Genomic DNA, 17,317 nt, shown 5'->3' with positions numbered 1-17,317 from the left:
CCGGCCGGGTGCCCGTGGCGTACCGCCGGCATGCCGCTTCGGGTCCTCACCCCCGGTCGCCGGGGATGAGGTGTGCGGAGCGCAGGTAGGTGCGGGCCACGTCCTCGGGCAGCCGTCGCCAGCTGTCGACCTGTTCGTTGAGCCGGGCCAGGTCGGCGGTGGTGAGGACGGTGTTCAGCTTGCCGAGGGCGTTGCGCACGCCTTCGCCGCCGGCCCGGGCCTGGTTGACGACGGGGACGAGGTAGTCGGCGTTCTGGAGGTGCTTGTCGTCGGTGAGGAGGACGAGCCCGAAGTCGTCCAGGGTGGCGTCGGTGGTGGTGGTCAGCACCATCTGGTCGCGGCCGCTCCGCACGGCCTGCTTGGCCTGTGTGGTGCCGACGCCCTTGGGGTCGACGGCGGTGATGTCGATGCCGTACGTCTTCTTCAGCCCCGGCGCGCAGTACGGGCGCCGGACGCACTCGTCGCCGGCCGCGAGGCGTACGGGCAGGCCCGAGCGGCCGAGGTCGCCGAGCGTCCTGAGACGGTGCTCGCGCGCGTAGGCGGCGGTGACGGCGAACGCGTTCTGGTCCACGGCCCGGCCGGGGTCGAGGACGGTGAGCCCGCGTGGTGCGGCCAGGGCGCGCAGGGCCTTCATCGTGGCGGCGAGGTCCGGCGAGCCGACCGGAGCCGCGTCGGCGCCGTGCTCCTTCGCGTTCAGCCAGTCGGCGAAGGTGGCCGCGTACTCGGGGACCACGTCGATCTGGCCGTTCTCCAGGGCGGGTTCGTAGATCTCCCGGTTGGTGACGGAGATGATCTTGGTGGAGTATCCGGCGCTGTCCAGCAGCAGGGCGTACATCTGGGCGAGGAGGTCGCTCTCGGTGAAGCCCGCGGAGCCGATGGTCAGGTGCTTGCTGTCGCCGGGCGGGGCGGTGACCGCGCCCTGGTTCTCCAGTGCCGGTCCGGTGGTGCAGGCGGTGGCCGTCAGCAGCAGGAGCGCGGCGAGCGGGCGGCCCGCCCGCCGGCGGGGGCCGCCCCTCACGCGGTCTCCTCCCTCGCGCGCAGCCCGAACCGGCGCGGTGCGAACCGCTGGGCCGCCTCGAAGACCCCCTCGACGACCAGCGCGAACGCGGCGACCAGGACCGCGCCGGCGACCACCTGCGGGGTGGAGGCGAGGTTGAACCCGGCGGTGATGATGCGGCCGAGCCCTCCGCCGCCCGCGAGGGCCGCGATCGTGGCCGTGGCGACGAGCTGGACGGCGGCGACGCGTACCCCGGTGAGGATGAGGGGCAGGGCGAGCGGCACCTCGACCTGGAGGAGCAGTTGGCGGCCCGTCATGCCCATGCCCCGGGCGGCCCGGACGACGTCCCGGTCGACCTCGCGCATGCCGACGTACGCGTTGGTGAGCAGCGGGGGCACGGCGAACAGGACCAGCGCCACGACGGTCGGGCCCTCGCCCCAGCGGCCGACCGGGGTGAGCAGGAGGAGCACCAGGACGGCGAAGGTGGGCACGGCGCGCCCGACGTTGGAGATGTTGACGGCGAGCGCGCCGCCGCGGCCGAGGTGGCCGAGGAGCAGGGCGACGGGGAGCGCGATGAGGCAGCTGATCAGGAGGCAGACGGCGGTGAGGAAGAGGTGCTGGCCGAGCCGGACCCAGATGCCGTCCTGGCCCTGCCAGTGCGCGGAGGTGGTGAGCCAGGACCAGGCGTCCGCCAGGGTGTTCACGTGCGGCTCCTCGTCCAGGGGGTGAGCAGGCGCTGCAGCAGCAGGAGGAGCAGGTCGGCGGCGACGGCGATGACGACGCACAGGACGGACGCTGTGAGCACCTGGGCCTTGAAGTAGGTGTTCATCCCGGCGTAGATGAGGTTGCCGAGCCCGCCGTAGCCGACGATCGCCCCGATGGTGACCAGGGAGACCGCGGAGACGGTGGCGATGCGCAGCCCGGCCATGGCGGCGGGCAGGGCGAGCGGGAGTTCCACGGCCACCAGCAGCCGTACGGGGCCGTAGCCCATGCCGCGCGCCGCCTGCCGGGTCTCCTCGGGGACGGCGCGCAGCCCGGCGAGCACGTTGCGCACGAGCAGGGTCAGCGAGTAGAGGACGAGGCCCGCGACGACGAGCGAGGCGGAGAGCCCGTACACCGGCAGGAGCAGGGAGAACATGGCGAGCGACGGGACGGTGTAGAGAATCGTCGTCACTCCGAGGACGGGTCCGGCGGCCCAGTGCCAGCGGCGCGCGGCGAGCGCGAGCGGCAGGGCGAGGGCGAGGGCGATGAGCACGGAGACCGCGGTGAGCTGGATGTGCTGGAGCGCCGCGTCCCAGAGGATGTGGCGGCGGCTGCTGAGGTAGGCGCCGCAGACCCACTCGTTGCGCGCGAGGCAGTCGTCGGGGGGCGCGGTCACCCCTCCATTGCAGCCCGCGCGGCCCGGGCGCGCGCGTCCGGGCCGTCCGATCGGGCCACCGCGCCGCCGCCCGTCGGTCAGGAGGGGGTGACGGCCCCGGCGAGGATCGCGGCCAGTTCGTCCGGGCGGGAGAACATCGGCCAGTGGCCGGTGTCCATGGTGACCAGCTCCCACCGCTCGCTCGTCAGCAGCCGGGCCACGTCGTCGCCCGGTTCCGGTCCGTCCAGGAGGCACTTGATGTAGGTGGCGGGCAGCTCGCCGAGCGGGCGGTCCAGGACGGCCGGGTCGGCCAGGGCGGCGCCGGGGTGCGGTGTCGCCCTCTCGAAGAACCGGGCGATCTGTTCGCCGGTCAGCTCCTGGCCCTCGAACTCACCGGCTTCCGGTACGGCCCAGAGCCCGCCGTTCGCGTCGAGCCGCCGCTGGAGCTCGGCCGGCCCCTGCCACCACGCCGAGACGAACGACTCGCCGTCGGCGGGTACGCAGGCGTCCACGAAGACGACCCGGGCCACCAGGCCGCCGAGGCGCTCGGCGGCCTGGCCCACGGGGATGCCGGAGTAGCTGTGGCCGACCAGGACGGCGTCGCGCAGGCCCAGGCGCTCCACCTCCTCGACGACGTCGGACACATGGGTCTGCCGGCCGACCGGCCGCTCCCGTTTCCCGCCGAGCCCGGACAGGGTCACCGGATGGGCGCCGTGCCCGGCCGCGCGCAGCCCCGGCACCACGTCGTCCCACGCCGACCCGTCGAGCCAGGCGCCTGCCACCAGTACGAAATCAGTCATGGGCGGACCCTAAGGGCTGGGTCCGACAATGCCCCCAGGACCGCCGGGAAGCGCGTCGTGGTGGCCGGTATCGCGGTGTCGAGCGCGAGGGGTGGGCGTATTGTCCGGTTATGAGCAGTGTCGGACCCGCCATGGCCTCGGCGGAGGAGCGTCTGGACGCGGCGGTGGCCTGCGCCGTACGGGACACGGGCGCCGCCGTGGCGATGCTCTACCTGCTGCCGCCCGGCGGATCGACGCTCAGGCTGGCCGTGCTCGCCGGGATTCCGCCGGAGATCGCGGACCCCTGGCTCCGCGTACCGCTGTCCGCGCCCATGCCGGTGTCGGACGCGGTGAAGGACCGGCATCTGGTGTGGCTGGGCAGCCAGGAGGAGCTGGCCAGGCGGTATCCGCGCCCCGCGCTCGTCCTGCCCTACCGGTTCGCGCTGGCCGCCGCGCCCCTCGCCGACGAGACCGGGGCACACGGCGGGCTCGTCCTGCTCTGGCCCGGCTCCCACCCGCCCCAGCTGGCGCCGCAGGAGCGGGCGGCGGTCGACCACTGCTGCCGCGACGCCACGCGGGTGCTCCACGAGGCGCGGGAGCGGGGCCGCCCGGTGGAAGCGGGCGCGGGGCCGCGGGTGCTGCCCCCGGCCACCGCTCCGCCGCCGGCCCACACCGAGGCGGTCGCCGCGGCGGAATTCGTGGGCCGGCTGCCGGGCGGCTGCTGCACCCTCGACCTCCACGGGAGGATCACCTATCTCACGGAGACCGGTGCCGGCCTGGTCGGGGGACGCGTCGAGGACCTGGTGGGGACGCTGCCGTGGGAGTCGCTGCGCTGGATGTCCGATCCGCTGTTCGAGGACCAGTACCGGGGCGCGATCATCAGCCGGCAGCCGATGTCCTTCGTCGCCCTGCGGCCTCCGGACCAGTGGCTGTCCTTCCGCCTCTACCCCGACGCGTCCGGCATCAGCGTGTACATCACCCCGGTCACCGGCCCGCACTCCTCACCGCTCCCCGCCGCCACGGGGGCGTCCGCCTCGCCGAACGCCCCGGGGCGTGCCGTCGCCCTCTACCACCTGATGCACCTGGCCGCGACGCTCACGGAGGCCGTGGGCATCCAGGACGTGGTCGAGCTGATCGCCGAACAGCTGGTGCCCGCCTTCCGCGTCCAGGCGCTCGCCGTGCTGACCGCCGCGGAGGGGCGGCTGCGCATCGAGGGGCACCGGGGCTTCAGCGACGAGCTGATGGAGTGCTTCGAGGGCGCACCCCTGACGTCCGACGCTCCCGTCGCCCAGGTGCTGAGCACCGGCGTGCCCGCCTTCTACCGGACGTCCGACGAATTCCGGCGCGCCTTCCGGCCCGCCTCTCTCCAGAAGGGCCTGGCCGCGTGGGCCTTCCTTCCGTTGTTCGCCTCCGGGCGGCCGGTCGGCACGCTCGTCCTCGGTTACGACCGCCCGCGCTCCTTCGAGCCGGAGGAACGGGCCCTCCTCACCTCGATCGCCGGGCTCATCGCCCAGGCCCTGGACCGGGCCCGCCTGTACGACACGAAGGAGCGGCTGGCCCACAGCCTCCAGGCTCATCTGCTCCCGCACACCCTGCCCCGGATCGGCGGACTCGACGTGGCCGCCCGCTATCTGCCCGCCACCCGGGGCATGGGCATCGGCGGCGACTTCTACGACGTCATCCCGCTCGACGCCACCACCGCCGCCGCGGCCATCGGCGACGTGCAGGGCCACAACGTGACGGCCGCCGCGCTGATGGGGCAGGTACGCACGGCGGTGCACGCCTCGGCCGGCGCACCGCCCGCCGAGGTCCTGGCACGCACCAACCGGCTGCTCGCCGACCTCGACGCCGGCCTGTTCACCAGCTGCCTCTACGTCCATCTGGACCTGGCGGGCCACCGCGCCCTGCTGGCCACGGCCGGACACCCGCCGCCGCTGCTCCGCCACCCCGGCGGGAACACGGAGGTGCTGCGGCTGCCGCCCGGCCTGCTGCTCGGCATCGACCGGGACGCCCGCTACCCGACGACGGAGATCCCACTGCCGCCGGGCGCCGCGCTCGCGCTGTACACGGACGGGCTCGTGGAGGTGCCGGGCACCGATATCGACCGGTCGACGGCGGCGCTCGCCGACCAGTTCGGCCTGCACACCGGCCGTTCGATGGAGTCCGTCGCCGACAGCCTCGTCCGGTACGCGAAGGACGTCACGCCGGGCAGCGACGACATCGCGCTGCTCCTCATCGAGGCGCTGAGGGGCGAGGGCGGCTGACGCGCGGCCGCTTCATCCGGCAAGCGGCCGGCAGGTGTTTCGGGATCCCGCGCGCCTTCGCCGATTTGCGCGGGCCGGGCGAGCGCGGTTGATTGGAACGAGGTACGCGCGTCGCCCGGCACTCGACGGGTGACGGCCGTACGCAGCTGTCGATGTGGGGTGAGTCCCGTGCTGTTCGCCGACCGGGCCGACGCGGGCCGGCGGCTCGCCGAATCCCTCCGTCCCCTCGCGCAGAGCGATCCCGTCGTGCTGGGACTCCCCCGCGGCGGTGTGCCGGTGGCCTTCCGTGTCGCGCTGGAGCTCGGCGCCCCGCTGGACGTCATCGTGGTCCGCAAACTGGGCGTCCCGCACCACCCGGAACTGGGCTTCGGAGCCATCGGGGAGGGCGGCGTCCGGATCATCAGCGACGACATCGTGCGCCGGGCCGGGGTGTCGGACTCCGACACCGCGGCCGTCCAGGAGGCGGAGGAGGCCGAACTGCGGCGCCGGGCCGGGAAGTTCCGGGGCGACCGGCCGCGCGTCCCGCTGGCCGGGCGCACCGTGGTCCTCGTGGACGACGGGATCGCCACCGGCGCGACCGCGCTCGCCGCCTGCGCGGTGGCCCGGGCGCAGGGCGCCGCGCACGTGGTGCTGGCGGTGCCGGTCGCGCCGCCGTCCGCCGCCGCCCGGCTGCGCGAGGAGGCGGACGAACTGGTCTGCCTGTCGTCACCGGCCGGTTTCTCGGCGGTCGGCGAGTGGTACCGGGACTTCGGCCAGACGCCGGACGAGGAGGTCGTCGCGCTGCTGGCCCGGGCCGCCCGGCCGGACGGGCCCCGGCTGACCAGCGACGTCCTGGTGGAGGCCGGCGGGGTCGGCCTGCCCGGCACCCTCACCCCGGCCGGCGGCTCCGGGGCGCTCGTGGTGTTCGCCCACGGCTCCGGGAGCAGCCGGCACAGCCCGCGCAACCGGTCGGTGGCGGCGGCGCTGAACCGGGCCGGCCTCGGCACGCTGCTGTTCGACCTGCTCACCGCGGACGAGGAGGCGGAGGGCGGCCACGTCTTCGACATCGCGGCCCTGGCCGGCCGCCTGGTGGACGCCGCCGCCTGGGTGCGGGGCCGTGCGCCCGGGCCGCTCGGCGTCTTCGGTGCCAGCACGGGCGCGGCCGCGGCGCTCCAGGCGGCGGCCGTTCTGGGCGCGGACCGGGACACGAGTGTCGGCGCGGTCGTCTCGCGGGGCGGCCGGCCCGATCTGGCGGGCGCCCGCCTGGGCGAGGTCCGCTCCCCCACCCTGCTGCTGGTGGGCGGCCGGGACACCGAGGTGCTGGACCTGAACCGCCGGGCCCGGGCGGAGCTGCGCTGCGAGAGCCGGCTCGACGTCGTTCCCGGCGCGACGCATCTGTTCGAGGAGCCTGGCGCGCTGGACGAGGTCGCCGAGCGGGCCCGCGCGTGGTTCCTGGGCCATCTGTCCGGCGCGGGACCCGGCCGCGAGCACGACCGTACGTGAGGCTAGCGGCGCTCCAGCACCCCCCGGACGAAGGCCGCCTGGCCGGCGTGCTGGAGTGCGTCCGACAGGACGCTGACCAGCCGCACCCCCAGCGTGACCGGCGGGTCCCACCCCTCGTCCACGACGCGGCCCAGCGCGTGGCCGTCCAGGCCCCGGAGGTAGCCGAGGGTGTTCTCGTGGACGGCGTCGTAGTAGCCGGTGAGCAGATCGGCCGAGCCCACCCGGACGGCCGCGACCTCCTCGCTGCTCTGCCCGTACCCGGTGGCGTCGGTGGGAAGGGGCAGGTCGAAGCGGCTCGCCCAGTTCTGGGCGGTCCAGAGCTGTTCGGTGCCGGCCGCGTCCGCGATGTGGTCGTCCTGGACGCGGGTCAGGTGCCAGATGAGCCAGGCGATCGAGTTGGCCCCGTCGTCGAGCCGGGCGTGGAGGTCGTCGGGGCCCAGGCCCTCGACGGCCGCGTGCACGGCCTCCTGGATGCGGGCGTACCCATCGGTCAGGATGTCGGTGACGTTCATGCGTTCAACCATGGCCGTTCCCCTTCCCCTGTGCGGCCACCGACACGCGCCGGGGCGGGCACCGGCGGGGACGGTCCCGCCGGTGCCCGCCCGGTCCTCAGGCGTAGATGCCGAACTCCCACAGGGAGTAGCCCCACGCCGTGCCCCGCTGGGTGAGAGCGAGCTTCACGTAGCGGGCGGTCTGCGCGAGGTCGAGGTCGTCGGCGTCACCGTCCCCGGTGGTCGTGGTGTACACGGACCGCCAGGAGTCGCCGTCGTCCGACACCAGCACCTCGTAGGACTTCGCGTAGGCCGGGTCCCACACCAGCTGGAGGTGGCGGAACGACTTCCGCTCACCCAGGTCGACCTGGATGGACTGCAGGTCGCTCCAGTCGCTGGCCCACCGGGTGTCCAGCCGTCCGTCGGTCGCCATCGCCGCGGTGCAGGGGCAGCCGCTGCTGCCGGCCTGGGCGGAGGTGGCGGTGGCGGGGCGGCCGAGCGCGATGTTGGTGCCGCTGACCGGGGGCACCACGACCTTCACCGACTTGGTCTCGATGCCGGCGTTGCCGTGCCCGTCCTCGGCCTGGATGTACACCTTCCACACCCCGAGCCGTCCGGGCGCGGTCACCGCGAAGGTGCCGGTGCCGGTGGACCGCCAGGTGGCCTCCACCAGAGCCTTGTCACCGGTCGCGTAGTTGCCGCTCAGGTAGATCTTGTACGTGACCGGGTCGTTGTCCGGGTCGCGGACGTCGGCCCGCAGGGTGAATTCCTTGCCCGCGGGAGCGCCGCCGGCGTTCTGCACCGTCATGTCGCTGATGACGGGCGGGGTGTTGTCACCCGCGGTGGAGCCGCTGTACGCCTTCTTCAGGGCGTAGTAGGAGAGCCGCTTCTTGCCGTCCGGCACCACGTTGAACCAGACGCCGCCGAAGTCGTGCTCGGTGCCGTAGTGGAAGAAGGTGGCGCCCAGCGCGACACCCCGGTGTGCGGTGACGCAGTTCCACGCCTTGGTGTAGCCCTCGGCCTTCTGTACGTCGGTGGGCTCGTCCGGGACCCCGTTGGCGTCGTCCGGCACCTCCCACTCACCGGCCGGGCCGCCCTCGGTGATGAGGTAGGGCTTGGTGTAGCCGCCCGTCTCCCAGGCGGTGCGCACTCCGCAGATGTCTCCGTAGGAGTTCATCGAGTACAGGTCGAGGTCGGGGGCGTTGCGCTTGTAGTAGGGCCAGGCACCGGTCCAGGCGTCGGTGGAGGTCACCGGGTGGTCCGGGTCGATGGTGTGGATCTTCTTCGCGACGTCGTTGACGAAGGTGGTGTAGGCGTCGCGCTGCTTCTCCAGTTCGTCGCCGCCGTAGCAGTTCTGCAGCCCGAGCACCGACTCGTTGCCGACGTTCCACATGAGCACACCGGGGTGGCTCTTGTACGTGTCCACCCACTTGGCGAATTCGGTGAGCGACGAGGACTTGTAGGCGTCGTCGGTCAGGTAGTCGACGCAGCCGCCCGAGCCCGGGCCGCCGCCGGGCTGCAGCCAGAAGCCGCTGACCACGCGGATGCCGTTGGCCGCCGCCGCGTCGAGCAGCGGCTTGGAGGTGCCGTCGGTGCCCCAGGTCCGGATGGTGTTGACGCCCATGGACTTCAGGTCGGGCATGTAGCGCGCCGCGTCGTTGACGGAGGGCCCCCAGGTCAGGCCCTTGACCTGGTACGGCTCGCCGCCGACGGTGAGCTGCCAGTTTCCCTGCGAACCGGTGACGCGGACGGCTCCGCCGGTGCCGGGGTCCGGGTCGGTGGAGCCGGTGGTGCCGTACACCTGGAACTCCCACAGGGAGTAGCCGTAGCCGCCGGAGCGGGCGGTGCCGTGCATTCTGACGTAGCGGCCGGAACCGCTGACCGCGAGGTCGTCGGTGCCGCCGTCGCCGTTGGTGACGGTCTTCAGGGTGCGCCAGTCGGAGCCGTTGTCGGACGCCTGGATCTCGTACGCCTTGCCGAAGGCCGACTCCCAGGTCAGGACGACCCTGCTGAGGTCGGCGGTGGCGCCCAGGTCGACCCGGAGCCACTGGGGGTCGCTCCACTCACTGGCCCAGCGGGTGCCGGTGAGGTTTCCGTCCACGGCGGCCGATGCCGCGTAGCCGGCGCCCTCCGAGGAGGAGGCGGTGGCGGTCTTCCCCTGCGACAGCAGGGATTCCGCGGCCCGCGCGCCGGGCGCGGTCAGCATGACCAGCGACGAGGCGACGAGGGCGAGAAGGGTGATCAGCAGCGTGCCCGCGCGGGGTCTCGCGGGCAGGGCCGAACCGGCTCTGGGCACATTCTCTCCTGGCGGAAGAGTGCGGGACGGGCATCCCGCGGCGGGTTGGGAGAGCGCTCTCCCAGGAGAGTGACGTGTACGCGTCCAGCTGTCAACGATCAGGACGCGCCGGGTTCACCGGGTGGTGCGCGGGGAACTACCGGACGAGGTCGCGCCCGGTCTCCGCGGGCCGCTCCGGGCGCCCGCCGACCCCCGCGGCCCGCGCCGCCGCGTGCAGCGAGCGCAGGGCCAGCAGGAGGAACCCGATGTCATCGAGGTAGACCGGGTCCGGCAGCAGGTCGACCGGCGACACGGTGTACAGCACCGCCGCCCAGACCAGCGCCTTGTTGTGCAGCGGGACACCGGCGTCGGCCAGCAGTTTCCTGGCCCTCAGGACCCGCACCAGGAGGACGCCGGCGACGGCCAGCATGAGCAGCACGAGTGCCGCGCCGGCGATGATCCACGTGTTGGTGTCCATGCTTCATCCTGCCTCATCCGGCTCATCCCGAGCGGTGCGTCCGGTGCCGGGTGCGGCGCTTCAGGGCGCGCCGCTCGTTCTCGCCGAGACCACCCCACACCCCGGCGTCCTGGTTGTTCTCCAGGGCCCACCGCAGGCATTCCTGCTGTACGGGGCAGCGTCGGCACACCGCCTTCGCCTCCTCGGCCTGGACGAGCGCGGGACCGCTGGTGCCGATGGGGAAGAACAGGTCCGGGTCCTCGTCGCGGCAGGCCGCGTGCGTGCGCCAGTTCTCCATGGACTCTCACTCCTGACGGTCGTGTGCGTCGCGTTTGCCTCGGTACGCTGCGGGTGACCGGCTTTGCGCCCCCGAAACCCCGGCGGCCCTTCCTTCGCGTCCTCTTCACGTCCCTCAAAGCTGCGGGGGCGGCGGCTCAGGGGCGATCATGGGAGACGGCGGGCCTGCGTCGGGCACGGTGACGGCTGGGAAGGATCGTCCGTGGGCGGCACTGATGACATGCGGATCGGCTGGGGCGAGGCCGGCCGGGCGGGCGGGCGCCGGTCCTCCGAGAGCGGCCTGCTCGACGTCCTCGGGGTCGCCGCGCTCGTCCTGGACACCGAGGGCCGCATCGTCCTGTGGAGCCCGCAGGCCGAACGGCTCCTGGGGTATTCCGCCGAGGAGGCGCTGGGCGAGTTCGCCGCCCGGGTGCTGGTCGACGAGGAGCACTTCGAGCTGGTGCTGCGCCTGTTCGGCGAGGTGATGGGCAGCGGTGAGGCGTGGGCCGGGGTCTTCCCCGTACGGCACAGGGACGGCACCACCCGGCTGCTGGAGTTCCGGAACATGCGGTTGCAGGACGACCGGGGCGGCTGCTACGCGCTGGGGCTGGCGGCCGACGGAGACGTGCTGCGCCGGGTGGAGCGGGATCTCGCGCTCTCCGTGGGCCTGGTCGACCAGTCGCCGATCGGCCTCGCGGTGCTGGACGCCGATCTGCGTTTCCTGTCCGCGAACACCGCCCTGGAACGGATGGACGGCGTGAGCGCCGCCGAGCACCTGGGGCGGCCGATGGGCGAGGCGCTGTCGTTCCTGGGCCCGGACGGCCTGGAGGGGGCCGCGCGGGAGGTCCTGGACAGCGGTGTCCCCCAGGTGTCGCGCCAGGTGGTCGGCCGCTCCCCCGCCGACCCGGACAGCGACCGCGCCTGGTCGGTGTCGCTGTACCGGCTGGACGACTCGGCGGGGCGGGTGCTGGGGATCGCCGCCTCGTTGATCGACGTCACCGACCGGTACCGCGCGGCGGCCGAGGCGGAGCGGGCCCGGCAGCACCTCGCGCTGATCGCCGACGCCTCGGTGCGCATCGGCACCACGCTCGACCTGGAGCAGACGGCCCTGGAGCTGGCCGAGGTCACCGTGCCGCAGCTCGCCGACGTCGCCGCGGTGGATGTGCTGGACAGCGTCCTGAAGGGGCGCCCGGGACCGTCCGACGGCCCGCTCCTCATCCAGGCCCTCGCCGTCGTCGCCGCCCGGCCGACGCCCGTGGTGGAGGCGGCCGATCCACCGGGCCGGGCCGCCCGTTACGGCGCCGACCGGCTCGTCACCCGCTGTGTGCGCACGGCGCGGCCGGTGCGGGAGCCGTATCTCGACGCGGAGAAGCTGGCGAGGGTGGCCCGCGACGAACGGTCGGCCGCCCTGCTGGCCGAGGCCGGGGCGCACTCGTACCTGGCGGTGCCGCTGATCGCCCGGGGGGAGGTGCTGGGGGCGATCGACCTGATCCGGACGGACAACCCGCTGCCGTTCACGGCCGAGGACGAGGCGCTGGCCGCCGAGCTGGCGGCCCGGGCCGCCGTCGGCATCGACAACGCCCGCCTCTACCGCCAGCAGCAGGAGACCGCGCTGACGCTCCAGCGCAGCATGCTGCCGCGCAACCACCACGACCCGGCGGGCCTCGACGTGGTGTCCCGGTACCGGCCGGCCGCCTCGCGGTACGAGGTCGGCGGGGACTGGTTCGATGTGATCGGGCTGCGCGGCGGCGGGACCGCCCTGGTGGTGGGCGATGTGATGGGCAGCGGGATCAACGCGGCCACCACGATGGGGCGGCTGCGCACCGCCACCCAGACCCTGTCCCGGCTCTCCCTGGAGCCCGCCGAGGTGCTGGGGCACCTGGACGAGATCACCGCCGGGCTGGACCCGTGGTTCGCCACCTGTGTCTACGCCGTGTACGACCCGGGCGCCGGGCGGTGCCGGGTGTCCACCGCCGGGCACCTGCCGCCGGTGCTGATTCCGGAGGGCGGTGCGCCGGTGCTGCTCGATCTGCCGGCCGGGGCGCCGCTGGGCGTGGGCGGGGTGCCCTTCAGCGATGTCACGGTCCCCTTCGGTCCGGGCGACCGGCTGGTCCTGTACACGGACGGCCTGGTGGAGACCCGGGACGACGACATCGACAGCCGCCTGGCGACGCTGCTGGGGCTGCTCCGCACCCCGGACGCGTCGCTCGACGCGACGTGCGACCGGCTGCTGCGGGAACTGCGGGACCCGGACGGCCACGACGACGTGGCGCTGCTGATGGCCCGGGTCCACGCGTGAGCGGCCCGGGTCAGCGTGCGCACCTGCGCCGGGTGCGGCACTTCGCGGTGGCGCGAGCGCGGTAGCCGCCCGCGCCGAGGAAGCCGAGGCCGATGCCCAGCATCCAGGAGTCCTTGGCGAGCGCGATCCCGTCCTGCGTCGGCCGGAGGCTGCCGGGCTCCCGCATGCCGGGGGTGCGCAGATAGAGGCCGAAGAGGCCGCCGGAGAATCCGGTGAGGACGAGGCCGGCGAGGCGGGTCGGCACGAAGGGCGCCAGCAGGGTCGCGCCGACGGCGATCTCGGAGCAGGCGAGCAACCGGGTGAACCGGGCGGGTTCCAGCTTGCCGAGGAACGGATAGGCGTTGCTGGCCATGCCGTGCAGTCCCTGGGCGGTCCCCTCGTCGGCCTTGAGCTTGCCGAGGCCGGAGTTGAGGATGAAGGCGCCGGTGGCCAGGCGCGGCGGGATGTCGCGCGGTTCGGGCAACAGCATCATGGCGTGAGCCTCCACGTAACGGGTCGTCGGCCCCCGGTCGAGCCTAGCCAGCGCGTGTCCCGGGCGCGCGTCGAGCGGCCGGACGGGTGGGCGATACTGAGCGCGGCGGGTACGCGAGAGGGGGCTTCGTGGTCCAACAGCCAACGGAATACGACATCGTGGTGGTCGGCGGCAGCGGGGTGGACACGATCGTCCGCGTCGACGCCCTGCCGGTCCCGCCGGCCGACTCGGTGATGGTCGGCCCGATCCGGGAGTGGCCCGGTCAGACCGGTGGGAACGTGGCGCTCGGCGCCCGTGCGCTGGGGCTCGGTGTGGCGTTCCTGGACTGCATCGGTGACGACCGGACCGGTGCGCTGGTGCGCGAGCGGCTGGCCGGGGCCGGCGTGGAGTTCCACGCGGTGATCTCCCCGGCCGGGACGCGGCGCGCGGTGAACCTGGTGGACGCGACGGGCCGGCGGATGTCGTTCTTCGACGCCCGGGACCCGGCGGACCTGCGGATGCCGCGGGACTTCTACCTGCCCCGGCTGCGGCGGGCCCGCCATGTCCATCTGTCGATCACGCACTTCGCCCGGTTCCTGTACGACGACATCGAGGCGCTGGGGGTGCCGGTCTCCACGGACCTGCACGACTGGGACGGACGGAGCGACCACCAGCGGGAGTTCGCCCTCCGCTCGGATCTGGTCTTCTTCAGCGCGGCGGCGACCGGGGAGCGCGCGCCCGCGCTGATGCGGGAGATCCTGCGCGAGGGCAGGGCCTCGACGGTGGTGGCCACGGCGGGCGCGGAGGGGGCGTACCTCCTCACGCGCGACGGCGGCGACGAACCGGTGCACGTTCCGGCGGTGGCGCCGCCGGCGCCGGTGGTGGACAGCAACGGGGCGGGTGACGCGTTCGTCACCGGTTTCCTGTACGGGAGGCTGGAGGGACGCGAGCCGTCGGAGTGCGCCCGGCTGGGTGCGGTGGCGGGTGCCTTCGCGTGTACGGCTCCGGGCTCGACGGCCATGATCGGCCGGGCGGAGCTGCTGGGCGGGTGAGGGGGTGCGGGTGCCCCGGGGACGGGGCACCCGCACGTACGGGCTACTTGAGGTAGGGGCCGGCGGTGCCGATCTTTCCGGGGCCGTTCAGCACGTAGACGCGCAGGTTGCCCTTGCCCGGGGCGTCGACGGTGAGCTTTCCGTCGGTGACGACCCGGGTGTCGCCGGTGACGGCGTCCTTGTAGGTGCCGTTGGGGATGCCGGTGTACGAGGCGCCGCCCGTGACGGTGACCAGGGCGAAGCTGTCGGTCGAACCGCTGGTGTAGCGGCGCTTGTACGCCATCTGGCCGCTGATGCCCTCGGTGGAGTACTGGCCCATCTGGAGGGCGGGCACGGCCCGGCGGATCAGGTTGAGCCGCTGGAGGTGTTTGACCAGCGGCCCCGCGAGGGTGTTGGCGACCTCACCGGACGCGGAGTCGACCTTCGAGAACTCGGAGGCGGTGACGTTGCCCGCGAGGTGGTCGCCGTAGTAGGCGCGACCGGTGGTGGCCAGGGGGCAGGTGGGTCCGCAGTCGATCTTCTTGCCGGCCTGGAACTCGATCTCCGATCCGTAGTAGAGGGTCGGGATGCCGCGGAACGTCCACATCAGGGACATGTTCTCGGCCCAGGCGTCGGTGCCTCCGGCGTAGCGTTCGCCGCTCTTGTTGGGCCCGTAGTCGTGGCTGTCGACGTATACGACGTTGTAGGTGGCGTCGTTGGTGGAGTCGTCGGAGTCCTTGCCGTTGTTGAACGCGTTGGTTGCGTCACCGAAGTTCATGTGCATGCGCATGTCGATGATGTTCATGCCGGAGAACTGGCTGTGGTCCGGGGTGTGGTAGCTGTTGCCGTCCAGGAACGCGTTGGTGGAGGCCGGCTGGTTTCCGGTGCCGAGCTTCTCCTCGTACTCGTACATCTCCAGGGCGGCCTTGGTGTCGTCGGGGTCGTACTCCTTGCGTTCCTTCCAGGTGAAGAACTGCGCCGAGTGGTTGACCGAGCCGCGGTTCCACTTGTCGTTGACGAAGGCGCCGACCTCGCCGAAGACGAGGAAGTTCTCCGCGGCCCCGGCGCCGAAGCGCTGGGTGACGCGCTCCTGGATCGCGGGCAGGAAGCGGCGGTTCCAGGTGGTGCGCGGGATGTGCACCGCGGTGTCGACGCGGAAGCCGTCCACGCCCATGTCGATGTACTTGTCGTAGGCGCCGATCAGGTAGTTCTGCACCGGTGCGGACTCGGTGTCGAAGTCGGCCAGGTCCTCGTGCAGCCAGCAGGAGCGGGAGTCCTCGCCCTCCCAGTTGCCGAGCCAGCAGGTGTGGTAGTACTCCTTCGGGAACATCCCCGACGTGGGGTTGGGCCACTGGCAGTTGTAGAGGGTGTAGCCCTCGGCGGACTTGCCTCCGGTCGGCTTGCCCCAGTTGAGGCAGGTGTTGCCGGCGGGTTCGGCGGTGGACCACAGGTCGCCGTTGTAGTAGGACTTGCCGCTCTTGGGTTCGACGGTGAGCCCGTCGTATTCGAAGCCCTCGTTCTTCTCGTCGTAGTACCAGCTCCACTGCGCGTCACGGACGCCGTAGACGGTGGGCGTGAACAGGCCCTTGGCGCCCCAGCGCGAGGAGTGGTTGTAGACGACGTCCTGGTAGATCTTGATGCCCTTGGCGTGGGCGGCGTTGATGAGGTCCTGGTAGGAGGCCCCGGCGGATTCCAGGCGGGGGTCCACCTTGTAGAAGTCGTATCCGTGGTAGCCGTGGTAGTCGTAGTCGGACCGGTTCAGGACGACCGGGGTGATCCAGATCGCGGAGAAGCCGAGCCCCTTGATGTAGTCCAGCTTGTCGACCAGGCCCTTGAAGTCCCCCCGGAACATGGGGTCGTCGTTGGCCGCGTTGCCGGACCTGACGTGCTGGCTGCCGCCCCGGTTGTTGCTCGCGTCGCCGTCGTTGAAGCGGGCGGTGAGGACGAAGTAGATCGGGTCCTTGCGGGGGTCGGTGCCGAGCGGTGTGCCCTGGGCCGCCGCCGGCGGTTTGTCTCCGGTGGTCGCCTTCGCGGGCGCGGAGGCGGCGGAGGTGTTGCCCGCCGCGTCGATCGCCCTGACGGTGTAGGTGTAGGCGGTGTGCTCCTCCAGGCCGGATTCGGAGAGCACGGTGGAGGTCACATCGGTGACGACGCTGCCCCTGGTGCCGCCCGTGCGGGTGACCTGATACTTCGTCACCTTCTTGTTGTCCGAAGCGGGTTCCCAGCTCAGGACGACCGCGACGCCGTCGGCCTTCGCCGTCACTCCGCTCGGCGCGGTGGGCGCCTCGGTGTCGGCGGGTTCGGCGGCGCACGGGTCCGCGGCGTCCTTCACGACCGCGCGGTCCTTCACGGTGCTGAGGCCGGCCGGGATCGTGTAGTCGCTGCCGTTGTTGTTGTCCCAGACGCCGTTGCCGTTGTTGAAGGCGGCCTTCATCGAGGTCGCGTCGCCGAGGTCGAGCGTCTTCTTCACCCAGCCGGTGCAGGCCGGTTCCATACCGACGCCGGGCACGGCGGTCCACGAGCCGCCCGCGGGCCGGTAGTGGACGTTGGTGGTCGTCCAGCCGACGGTGGCGGTGGAGTAGTACACCGAGGCGGTGTGTGCCTCATCGGCCGGGGTGGGGCTCGGACCGGGGCCACCGCTGTCCGCGCACGGGTCGCTGTGGGCCACGACGCCGTCCTTGACCGTGATGTTTCCGCTGCCGAGGCCGTAGTTCTCGCCCCCGTTGTTGTCCCAGACGCCCGAGCCGTTGTTGAAGGTCGCCTGGATGCCCTCGGCGCCGGAGAGCGGAACCGTCTTCTTGACCCAGTCCGTGCAGGCGGCCTCCATGGCCACCCCGGGCACCGTGGTCCACGCACCGCCGTCGGGGGCGTAATGCAGGTTGTATGCGGCCCAGTTCTTCGTCTTCGTGTAGTAGAAGACGGTGGTCGTCGCCTCGGAGGCCGCGACGGGCCGTGCGTCGAGGCCGGAGTCCGGCAGTGCGGTGAGCAGCCCGCACACCGCGGCGGCGGCAGCGGCGGACGCCAGGGTGCGTCTCAGCAGCCGGTGGGCGTTGCGTTTCATGGTGTCTCCAGGGAAGGGCCACGACGGCGGCGAAAGCCGTGGCGTCCGAGGCGCGGGAGGTGGGGCCCGCGCGATCTGGCCGGAGACCCTGACGCGC

Annotated in this window: 14 protein-coding genes; 4 read left to right on the top strand and 10 right to left on the bottom strand. The window is 72.8% G+C overall.

Features of this window, described 5'->3' with window-relative positions; translation table 11 throughout:
* Positions 1-46 precede the first annotated feature (46 nt).
* The 4 genes from FKN01_RS05370 to FKN01_RS05355 all read right to left on the bottom strand — a co-directional run bounded on the left by FKN01_RS05370 (position 47) and on the right by FKN01_RS05355 (position 3,154).
* Positions 47-1,018 carry an ABC transporter substrate-binding protein gene (locus tag FKN01_RS05370; RefSeq protein WP_143616932.1) on the bottom strand — a complete coding sequence of 324 codons (972 nt, stop codon included), beginning with the start codon at positions 1,016-1,018 and terminating at the stop codon, positions 47-49.
* A complete protein-coding gene (locus tag FKN01_RS05365) occupies positions 1,015-1,701 on the bottom strand; it encodes an ABC transporter permease (protein ID WP_143616929.1) in 687 nt (228 codons plus the stop codon). The genes FKN01_RS05370 and FKN01_RS05365 overlap by 4 nt, the downstream gene beginning before the upstream one ends.
* Positions 1,698-2,375 (bottom strand): ABC transporter permease, encoded by a 678-nt coding sequence (locus tag FKN01_RS05360; protein ID WP_143616927.1) that lies wholly within the window; start codon positions 2,373-2,375, stop codon positions 1,698-1,700. The genes FKN01_RS05365 and FKN01_RS05360 overlap by 4 nt, the downstream gene beginning before the upstream one ends.
* 77 nt (positions 2,376-2,452) lie before the next feature.
* Entirely contained in the window at positions 2,453-3,154 is a 702-nt protein-coding gene (locus FKN01_RS05355; protein ID WP_185992750.1) for an alpha/beta fold hydrolase, read from the bottom strand.
* Positions 3,155-3,264: 110 nt separating this feature from the next.
* Between FKN01_RS05355 and FKN01_RS05350 the strand changes: the two genes are divergently transcribed.
* Together FKN01_RS05350 and FKN01_RS05345 are read left to right on the top strand one after the other, a co-directional pair.
* Positions 3,265-5,397 (top strand): SpoIIE family protein phosphatase, encoded by a 2,133-nt coding sequence (locus FKN01_RS05350; RefSeq protein ID WP_143616925.1) that lies wholly within the window; start codon positions 3,265-3,267, stop codon positions 5,395-5,397.
* 168 nt (positions 5,398-5,565) lie between these two features.
* Positions 5,566-6,879 carry a phosphoribosyltransferase gene (locus FKN01_RS05345; protein ID WP_143616923.1) on the top strand — a complete coding sequence of 438 codons (1,314 nt, stop codon included), beginning with the start codon at positions 5,566-5,568 and terminating at the stop codon, positions 6,877-6,879.
* A 2-nt stretch (positions 6,880-6,881) separates the two neighbouring features.
* Here FKN01_RS05345 and FKN01_RS05340 read toward each other — a convergent pair whose 3' ends face one another.
* From FKN01_RS05340 to FKN01_RS05325, 4 genes are all read right to left on the bottom strand, one after another.
* Complete coding sequence (locus FKN01_RS05340; RefSeq protein WP_143617211.1) at positions 6,882-7,391, bottom strand: mycothiol transferase; 510 nt, start codon at positions 7,389-7,391, stop codon at positions 6,882-6,884.
* 97 nt (positions 7,392-7,488) lie between these two features.
* Entirely contained in the window at positions 7,489-9,666 is a 2,178-nt protein-coding gene (locus tag FKN01_RS05335) for a discoidin domain-containing protein (RefSeq protein WP_143616921.1), read from the bottom strand.
* Between the two features lie 136 nt (positions 9,667-9,802).
* Positions 9,803-10,123: a YkvA family protein gene (locus FKN01_RS05330; protein WP_143616919.1), complete on the bottom strand. Its 321-nt coding sequence runs from the start codon at positions 10,121-10,123 to the stop codon at positions 9,803-9,805.
* A 22-nt stretch (positions 10,124-10,145) separates the two neighbouring features.
* Positions 10,146-10,400, bottom strand: coding sequence for a WhiB family transcriptional regulator (locus FKN01_RS05325; RefSeq protein WP_143616917.1), 255 nt, complete (start codon positions 10,398-10,400; stop codon positions 10,146-10,148).
* A 219-nt stretch (positions 10,401-10,619) separates the two neighbouring features.
* Here FKN01_RS05325 and FKN01_RS05320 point away from each other — a divergent pair, with 219 nt between their 5' ends.
* Entirely contained in the window at positions 10,620-12,677 is a 2,058-nt protein-coding gene (locus tag FKN01_RS05320; RefSeq protein ID WP_143617208.1) for a SpoIIE family protein phosphatase, read from the top strand.
* Between the two features lie 10 nt (positions 12,678-12,687).
* Here FKN01_RS05320 and FKN01_RS05315 read toward each other — a convergent pair whose 3' ends face one another.
* Positions 12,688-13,149 (bottom strand): hypothetical protein, encoded by a 462-nt coding sequence (locus tag FKN01_RS05315; RefSeq protein ID WP_143616915.1) that lies wholly within the window; start codon positions 13,147-13,149, stop codon positions 12,688-12,690.
* A 128-nt stretch (positions 13,150-13,277) separates the two neighbouring features.
* Here FKN01_RS05315 and FKN01_RS05310 point away from each other — a divergent pair, with 128 nt between their 5' ends.
* Positions 13,278-14,180 carry a carbohydrate kinase family protein gene (locus FKN01_RS05310; protein ID WP_143616913.1) on the top strand — a complete coding sequence of 301 codons (903 nt, stop codon included), beginning with the start codon at positions 13,278-13,280 and terminating at the stop codon, positions 14,178-14,180.
* Between the two features lie 43 nt (positions 14,181-14,223).
* Here FKN01_RS05310 and FKN01_RS05305 read toward each other — a convergent pair whose 3' ends face one another.
* Positions 14,224-17,220 (bottom strand): carbohydrate binding domain-containing protein, encoded by a 2,997-nt coding sequence (locus FKN01_RS05305; RefSeq protein ID WP_143616911.1) that lies wholly within the window; start codon positions 17,218-17,220, stop codon positions 14,224-14,226.
* Positions 17,221-17,317: the final 97 nt, after the last annotated feature.

This window comes from Streptomyces sp. 130 (assembly GCF_007096885.1).
GTDB lineage: Bacteria > Actinomycetota > Actinomycetes > Streptomycetales > Streptomycetaceae > Streptomyces.
This window is presented reverse-complemented; position numbering and strand designations above follow the sequence as displayed.